The sequence below is a fragment of the Planctomycetia bacterium genome (genome assembly GCA_034440135.1).
Classification (GTDB): Bacteria; Planctomycetota; Planctomycetia; order Pirellulales; family JALHLM01; genus JALHLM01.
The window spans coordinates 1-8025 of the sequence record JAWXBP010000519.1 but is presented as its reverse complement, the minus strand read 5'-3'; the positions used below and the strand labels follow the sequence as shown (position 1 = coordinate 8025).

Here is an 8025-nt window from a genome sequence, read left to right as displayed (position 1 = left end):
GTTCAAATCTTCTCGCTCCGACCATTTCTCTACTGCTTGTCGAGAGCCCAGTTGGGCACTCCCCGGCCATCGCCGGGCGCGAGTTGGGTCAGCCGCGTTTCCGGTGTAGCACTACACCGGGGGAGTTCGTGCGATGGCAAGGTCAAGCAACGCGCCGGCGGTGCCGGCGTGCTTTGAACACAAGGCGACGGGTCAGGCCGTCGTGAAGCTCGCGGGCCGTTTCGTCTACCTCGGTGCCTTCGGCTCCGACGAGGCGCTGCAGCGGTACCGGCGAGTGATCGCCGAGTGGCAGGCGAAGGGCTGCTGGACGCCCGAGGCGGCCATCGTGGTCAAGCAGGTGATCGCGGGCTACTGGCGGCACGCGGAGGTCTACTACCGCAAGAACGGCAAGCCGACGAGCGAGCTGTCGATCATCAAGCCGGCGATGCGAGTCTTGAACGATCTGTACGGCGACGTGCCAGCGACGGCGTTCGGGCCGCTCGCGTTGAAGGCGTGCCGCGAAGCGATGATCGGGAAGGACCTGTGCCGCACGACGATCAACGGCTACGTCTCGCGCATCAAGCAGGCGTTCCGCTGGGCGGTCGAGAACGAGCTGGTGCCGGCTCCCGTCCACCAGGCGCTGCTCGCGGTGCCGGGATTGAAGCGCGGCCGAACGCTCGCGCGGGAGTCGGCGCCCGTGCGGCCGGTCGATGGCGCGGACATGGAAGCCGTGCTGCCGTTCGTCGCGCGCCAGGTCGCGGCGATGATCCGGTTGCAGTGGTTGACCGGGATGCGACCGCAGGAGGTCGTGCAGATGCGCATGGGGGACATCGACCGCGGCGGCCGGGTGTGGATCTACCGTCCGACGGACCACAAGGTGGAGCATCACGGCATGGACCGCGTGGTGCCGCTCGGGCCGCAGGCGCAGGAAGTCCTGGTGCCCTTCCTGAAGCTCGATCCGGTCGTCGCGCTGTTCTCGCCGAGAGAGGCCGAGAAGGAGCGGCGGGCCGCGATGCGGGCAGCTCGCAAGTCGAAGGTGTGGCCGTCGCACAGCAACCGGGCGCGGAAAGTGCGCAGGGGGTCGGACGTTCAGAACCTGCGGGACTGCTACGACACGGCGAGCTACCGGCGGGCGGTCGATCGCGGTTGCGAAAAGGCAGGCCTGCCCTCGTGGAGCCCGAACCAGCTGCGGCATTCGGCGGCAACCAGGATCCGGAAGGAGATGGGTTGCGAGGTCGCGCAGGCCGTTCTGGGGCATCGGCAGCTGGAGACGACGCAGGTGTATGCCGAGGTCAATCAGGCCAGGGCCGTAGAGGCGATGGAGCGGCTCGGGTAGCGTGGCTTGATGGCGACGGAACCCGAGGAAACGGCAGCCGATTGGAACCCTCTCGAACCAAGTGAGATGAAGTGCTTCCACCTTCCGAACCTGCTTGGCGCGGTCAAGACTGCCGCGGGTCGAAAGACGCTGCGCCGCTGCATCCAGTTGGTTGGTGAGGGCCGCGTACTCATGGAGGTCAGCGGCGGGCTCGACCGGGAACTGGCGGTCGCGCAGGCGCTGCCAGAGTCACCGGAGTTCGCGGGCCGAGAATGGCCGCTTGGACCGGAAGAGTTGAGGCAGGGGATTGACCAGGCGCGCCTGCTTCACGAGCAACTAGTGGAACTCGTTCTCATCGAGAAGGGGATGCGGCGCACGCCGGGCACCGGCGAGTGGGACCGGGCCATCGAGGATCGAGTCCTGATGGCGTCGCTCATTCGGTGGATCCGGACGATGGAGATAGTCGGACAAGATCACAGCGCGCTGGGGTTGCTGGAGGGCGACGTTCGCGGTGGCGTCATGATCGGGTTCGAGACCGGCAATCCGCTGATGCTCAGCTCGTTCACGCATGCGTTGTGGGAACTGTGCCGCCGGTTGTTGAACGCGCTCAGTGGGGACGCCAGCGTGCTTGAGTGGAAGCAGGAGGAGCGTCTTCCCGTGCAGCCACGACGTCCGCAACAGGATCGAGACCCACCCAACAGGGCTGGAGATCTGGCGTGGGACGATCGGGCGATCCTTGTAGCGCTTTCGGCGGGTGCCATAGGCGCGAAAGGGATCGCGCCCGACGCTAGCAAGCGGGCGCACCGGCCGGTCCGAGCGCAGCTCGTTCGGCAACGGAAGCCGGACCTCGTGAAGTGGAACCTACTCGAGGACACGCTGAGGCAGTACCGGCTCACGGACAAGGGCAGGCAATGGGCTGAACAGCTGTCGATGGCCGAGGCCGAGGCTCGAACGGTTCCGAAAGGTCCGCGCGGAGCACGAGCGACGACGTAAGGAGGAGCGGTCCGTAGGACGTGCGGTAGCGGACCCGCCAGAGCGGCGAGGTCTTCCGGCTGGGACGCCGGAACGTCAATGGCGTTCCTCCCTCTCCCTGCTGCTCAGAGTTGAGGAGAGGGAGCTTGGGGCTCGCCGTTGTTCTTCGTTGTTCTTGAGAACAAGAGAGAACGATCGTCTGGTGGGCTGACCTGGCTGGGGGCGCTAGTCAGGCCAGCATGAAAAGTGATGAATCGTGCAGGAATGGCATCGACGTCGCGCGCGAGTCGGTGCTGTCGTTCGCCGAGGCCGCCCGCTTTGTCGGCAAGCTGAAGGGCACGAAGAGGGTTGCGTTCCAGACGCTGTTCCGCTGGGCGACGAAGGGCTGCCGTCGGATCGTGCTGGACACGATCTTCGTCGGGGGTAGCCGATGCACGTCGGTGGAGGCCCTGCAACGGTTCTTCACGGCGCTGACTGTCGCGCGAGCAGCCCAAGCGCTCGATCCGTCACGACCGGCGGCCGGGAGCGGCCCCGCGGAGGTTATCCCGGCCTTGATCGAGCCAGGTGACGTCGACGCAATCCTGCGTCAGGCTGGAATCGTCCGAGACGACAAGGAGGCCGCGTGACCGCGTTGTCCCTGTTTCCGGAGTCGAATCCCGAGCAGGTGGGAGGCATCCGTTTCCGCATCGACTGGTTCGCGTTCACCGTGAAGGGTGCGCTGCGGAGCTTCGTGCTGGAGTTGGTTGCCGAAGTCCTTGGGCCGGAGTGGCGGACGTGGGAGGTCCTGAGGCGTGCAGAACGTCGCGAGCGGACCAAGGGGCCCTTCGGCTCGCTGATGGAAGTGGACTGGAAGGAGAAGTGGGTCCACGTCCAGATCAAGGGCCAGGGCTGCGGGGCCGTCGGGGTCGAGCAATTAATGCGTCTGCACGATGTGCTGCTGGCGAAGTTGGGCGCTGCCTACATTGCCAAGCGAGTTGACGTGGCGTGGGACGACTACACCAAGTCGATTACGCCCGCGCAGTTCCGGGAACGGTTCTGGGACGCTGCCCGGCGCTGTAAGAGACTGGAGGTGGTCTGCAAGGCCAAACGCGGGCATGCGCGCGAAGACGATGGGCCGGAGGGCGGCGGCAGCTACACGGTTGGGGAGCGCGTGAGCAAGCGCCTTCTGCGCATCTACGACAAGGCCGCAGAGTCGGGTGGCAAGGTCAACGCGGTTCGCATCGAGTTGGAGTGCAAGGAGGAGGTGGCCGGGGATGTCCTGCACGCGATGGCGGCTTCCATCGGGAACCGCAGCGCCGCGGCGCTGCGGTTCCTGGTAGGCTTCATCGACTTCCGGGACGTGGAGTTTGGGAAGACCATCCGCGAGCGTCGGCGGTCAGCTTGGTGGCAGGCATTCGTCGGGGAGGCGAAGAAGGCGAAACTCAGCGCCGTGGAGCGGAAGGGAATGGAGGAGTGGCGCGAGACGTTTACCCATCAGGGGTCTTCCGGGTTCCGGCTCTTGGTTCACCTGCGCGGGGGCGACATCAAGGCGGCTGCCGAGGAGCTGTTCCGGAAGAATCCGCGGGACAACCCGCGCCATGAAGTTTGGCATGCCGATCTGCACCGCCTGGCCGCGGAGGAGGCGGCTGCAGCGGAGGCGAAAGGAACTGCTGGTGACGGCGACGCGGTGGCGTAGGCTTCCCCCAACCCCCCTCAACTAGTAGGGGGGTTCAGAACGCGATAAGAACGATGGAGAATCCCAACTTCCACATACTTGACTATCTCACATGGTACACCAATTTGCTGGTCGGCCCGAAGTACGCAGTCATGATAACTGGGCCTTGGGGCAGCGGAAAGACCTGGCTAGTCCGCCAGCTCATTCACAAAGCCAGCAAGCAACCGAAATGGCATTATGTGAGCCTCTATGGCATAGCAAGCGCGAGAGACATAGACATAGCATTGTTCCGCGCCATCAACCCAATAAAGTCATCTAAGCCAGTTCGTGCCATTACGGGGGTGATTAAGAAAAAAATGAGCATGGACATTGGACTCGGATCGACCGGCACCAACAGGGTTAGTATCAGCTTTCCGGAGGAGTTGCTGGCCGAAATAGGTCTATCGAAGCCATCGGTGTTGGTCTTCGATGACATCGAAAGATCCATGCTCAGCATGACGGAACTGCTCGGCTACTTCAACTTGCTTGTTGAGCACGGCGACCACAAAGTTGTTCTCGTATGTAATGAAAGCGAAATCGCGGCAAGCGACGTTTATAAGCGCGCAAAGGAAAAAGTTATCGGTGCCACTTTCGCGATTGTTTCTGACGCTGGCTCCGCGATCAGAGCGTTCATCGGTGAGCTATCAAATGCTCCAGTGCGTGATTGCATGACCGATGCCGTGGAGATGATCGAGGCGATACATAAGGCCGCCGGCTACGACAACCTGAGGTTGGTGCGCCATGCAGCACTAGGCTTTGACCGCCTCTGCGGGACCATTGAGGACAGGTTCCTTAATAATCGCGACGTTCTACGGGACCTGATGAAGTCCTACTTCTGTCGGTCGATCGAGCTTCATAGCGGCAGCATCTCTGCGGGTGAGCTAGCAAGTTTCGGAGCAGGGTCAGCTGCAGCCTATCTAGCTGCGTTGACAAACAAAGACGCGTCAACGGTTTCTCGAAAGTACAACTCTATTCTAGGCTCCGAAATTGAGTTCCCAGAAGATGTTTGGGAGCAGGTCCTCGCTTTGGGTACGATTCCGACTGAGGCCATCAACGAAGCAATCGCGAACAGTGCGTACTTCCGAAGGGAGGACCCTCCAGCATGGAAGCGCCTATGGTGGGGAGAAGACTTGTCGGACGATGAATTCAAGGCGTTGGTGAAGAGCGTAGAAGGCGATTTGATGGCGCACAGAATAATTGAGTTCGGTGAGATTCTGCAGGTCGCAGGCATGTTGATCCGCTATGGTTCGCTGGGCCTGCGCGATGGTGATGCTGACGTCATTGGCGCCGCTCGCACGTGTCTGATTCAAGCGGTGGAGCGAGATGTCGACGCTGCCCTGGCATGGGCTAGCAGTGACCTAACGAGGTACGAGTCATACGATGGTCTCGGTTTCATGGCGACAGAGAACGAGCAGTGGCGGAACTTGAAACAACACCTCCGCGAGCGCGTCAGAGAATGCCTGACTAGACGAGCTCCAACTGAGGCAGCGCGCATGCTGTCACTACTGCAGACTGACGTCCAAGGATTTGTTTTGGCGTTAGACGACGCCGAGCGGCTGTCAGATCTTGCCAAGATCCCCACATTACACTGCATTGCGCATGACGAGTTTGCTAAGGCATATCTCGCTGTTGGCTGGCGCTCACGGGCGTCTGTTGAATCAGCTCTTGAGCGGCGGTACGCCCAGCTACTTGACAGATCAAGCGCGTTTGCATTGGAACTTCCGTGGATCGGAGATCTAAGGGATTACTGCATTAAAGAGGCAAGTAGGCGGGGTGGTCAGATGTCCTCTGTGAAACTGAGGAACTTCTGCGATCGCTGCCTCGGTAAGATCTTGGAAAAAACAGGCCACCTCAAGAGAATCTAGCGGAGTCGGCTAGAGGAGTCGGACTTCCGCGCGCGAGCGATTCGCGGGAACTGTACAGGTAAGTGACGGATGTTGCGGTGGAGACGTATCTATGGCAAGATGTATGATGATATCTAGCCAGCGTTGGGTGGGAGGTTCTCTTTGGGCGGTTAAGTCCTGGACGGGTAGTCGCTCAGGCCCTCGCCTTTCCACCATTCGCGGGACGGATCAATGATGGCACAGCGCAACTCGGCAATCATGGCGCACTCAATGTGAGATATGTGCTGTAGCATATGGATTAGCGTTTCGGCTGTCGTCTTGCAGGACGCGTTATGCAGAGCAAGCGTTGCGGCAATGCTGGACGGCGAGAAGGAAGCGATGTTGGCGTGTGCAGCCTCTCGATTCCGGCGGGTATTGGTTTCGAGAATGTGCTGATGCAGGCAGTGATCAATTTCGTGGCATAGGCGATAGCGGTGCGCCAAGCATCCGAGATATGAGGAGCTGTGGAGAGGGCGGTTGGCGCGCCGGCAAGCAGTGCAGTCGTCCTCAAGTAGCCCGCCGAGAGCGGATGACTTATAGTCTTTCTCAGGGATGGCCGTGCAATAGAGTAACTGTTTGATTAGGGATTCGCACAGCCTTGCATTGTACAGGAGTTGCTCGCTGTGTGTTCGTATGCGTCGTATCTCCGCAGTGATGGCATCGATGGCATGTGGAGCGTGGCCAAATGTGTGGGCAGATTGGACGATATCGGCATATATGATGGCGAGCGTGCAAGAGCTTGCCGCATACGGGTTCGTGATGCAAGGCGGTGTTGCCGATGCAGAGTCGTTTGGCCAAAGCGGTAGAGTGTTACTCTGCCTCAGCAACCACGCTCGCAGTTGCGTGGCGATGGTCATTAGATTGGGTGCAACTGGGCGTGCATTGACCCACACGAAGGCAGTCGGCCGAAACTGCCATTCGTGATGTGTTGAGTGTTTGTATCGAGTCTTGCTGGAGTCCGCAGGAGCTGGCATCGTGTTCTTGCGGCTAGTCTACAAGTGTGGGGCTGTAGGGGGCAAGTGAATGGTTGCGGGGAGAGGGCTGCGGGCAAGTGCTCTGCGACGAAGGTGTCGCGCCGCATCTGTGGAGCCTATGGGGTGGGTGTTACTTGAGATTACCCAAAGCGGCGAGACTCGCTTGGGTTCGGGCGCGGCAAGTACGGGGGGCGGCTTCTCGAAATCGCGGAGCGCGAGAAACCTTGTGGCACCCGCAGCGGAGTCGAGTCCCCAGTGTATTCAGCCCGCCGTGCGCATTGGAGCCTTTGCGCCGCAGGTTGTGCAGAGCGGCTGTCGCAGGACTGTCTCGGCTGCGGCCCCACACCGATGGCAGCATGCCTCAGTCCGGTTGCCCTGTTCGGACTTGCGAGCGTGCCAACAGTCAGAGCAGTACGGCTTGCCAGGGTTGAAGAATGCACGTGCGCCTTGGCAGCGGATGCAGAAGGCGGGTGCGCTTGTGGCTGAAGAAGCGGCAATCGGTGCGGCGACTGTGGAGGAGAAGCCAGGGATCCACTGATCGATCTCCCGCAGCGCCTGCGACGCTGCCTGGCGGCCGTGGAGGTGGACGCCGAGGTTCGGGCCATCGCGACCGGTAGCTGTCAGGTTCAGCGACGCCACGATGGCTTCCTTCTCGCTGACGTAGAGCTTGGTGTGCAGCCAGTCCACCTCGTGGAAGGTCACGCCGAGCGCGCGCAGCCTTTCGATGCTCTTGGCGCGCTTGGCCTTGTCGTTGTGCGTGTCATCGGCCGAGCGGGTGATGATGTGAACGGTGACGCCGCGCTCGACCGCTTTGCGCAGAGCGAGTTCGAGGTGCTGCCACGGGTCAAGGTAGGCCGTCACCATGACCGCGTACGAGTTCGCGCGTTCGACGAGTTCGAGGATCTCGTTCAGCAGGTGATGGGCGGAGAGGAGGTTCCAGGACGAGGGCGTGGTCATGGGCGAGCCGAAGACAGCGCCGGGTGTTCCGAAGTGTGCTGACCTGCACGCTGGTGCGAACATCTGAGAGTAGTTGCAAGCCACGCCGAACGGCGGTAACATCGGCTCCCATAAGACTGCCTTAACTCAAGGATCCCAAACGACTTGTATCGGATGGGGTGCAGGGGGTCGGAAGTTCAAATCTTCTCGCTCCGACCATTTCTCTACTGCTTGTCGAGAGCCCAGTTGGGCACTCCCCGGCCATCGCCGGGC

General features: G+C 61.4%; 7 protein-coding genes. 6 read left to right on the top strand and 1 reads right to left on the bottom strand.

The window, feature by feature from the left end; genetic code table 11:
• The first annotated feature begins 133 nt into the window (after positions 1-133).
• The 6 genes from SGJ19_29245 (at position 134) to SGJ19_29220 (ending at position 6267) form a co-directional block, all read left to right on the top strand.
• Complete coding sequence (locus tag SGJ19_29245; GenBank protein MDZ4784352.1) at positions 134-1315, top strand: site-specific integrase; 1182 nt, start codon at positions 134-136, stop codon at positions 1313-1315.
• A 9-nt stretch (positions 1316-1324) separates the two neighbouring features.
• Complete coding sequence (locus tag SGJ19_29240) at positions 1325-2287, top strand: hypothetical protein (protein MDZ4784351.1); 963 nt, start codon at positions 1325-1327, stop codon at positions 2285-2287.
• A gap of 218 nt (positions 2288-2505) precedes the next feature.
• Positions 2506-2892 (top strand): DUF1580 domain-containing protein, encoded by a 387-nt coding sequence (locus SGJ19_29235; protein ID MDZ4784350.1) that lies wholly within the window; start codon positions 2506-2508, stop codon positions 2890-2892.
• Positions 2889-3941: a replication initiation factor domain-containing protein gene (locus tag SGJ19_29230; GenBank protein MDZ4784349.1), complete on the top strand. Its 1053-nt coding sequence runs from the start codon at positions 2889-2891 to the stop codon at positions 3939-3941. The genes SGJ19_29235 and SGJ19_29230 overlap by 4 nt, the downstream gene beginning before the upstream one ends.
• 53 nt (positions 3942-3994) lie before the next feature.
• On the top strand, positions 3995-5824 hold the full coding sequence (locus SGJ19_29225; protein ID MDZ4784348.1) for an AAA family ATPase: 1830 nt from the start codon (positions 3995-3997) through the stop codon (positions 5822-5824).
• 311 nt (positions 5825-6135) lie between these two features.
• Positions 6136-6267 carry a hypothetical protein gene (locus SGJ19_29220; GenBank protein MDZ4784347.1) on the top strand — a complete coding sequence of 44 codons (132 nt, stop codon included), beginning with the start codon at positions 6136-6138 and terminating at the stop codon, positions 6265-6267.
• 810 nt (positions 6268-7077) lie between these two features.
• Here SGJ19_29220 and SGJ19_29215 read toward each other — a convergent pair.
• A complete protein-coding gene (locus tag SGJ19_29215; GenBank protein MDZ4784346.1) occupies positions 7078-7773 on the bottom strand; it encodes a phospholipase D-like domain-containing protein in 696 nt (231 codons plus the stop codon).
• Between the last annotated feature and the right edge of the window lie 252 nt (positions 7774-8025).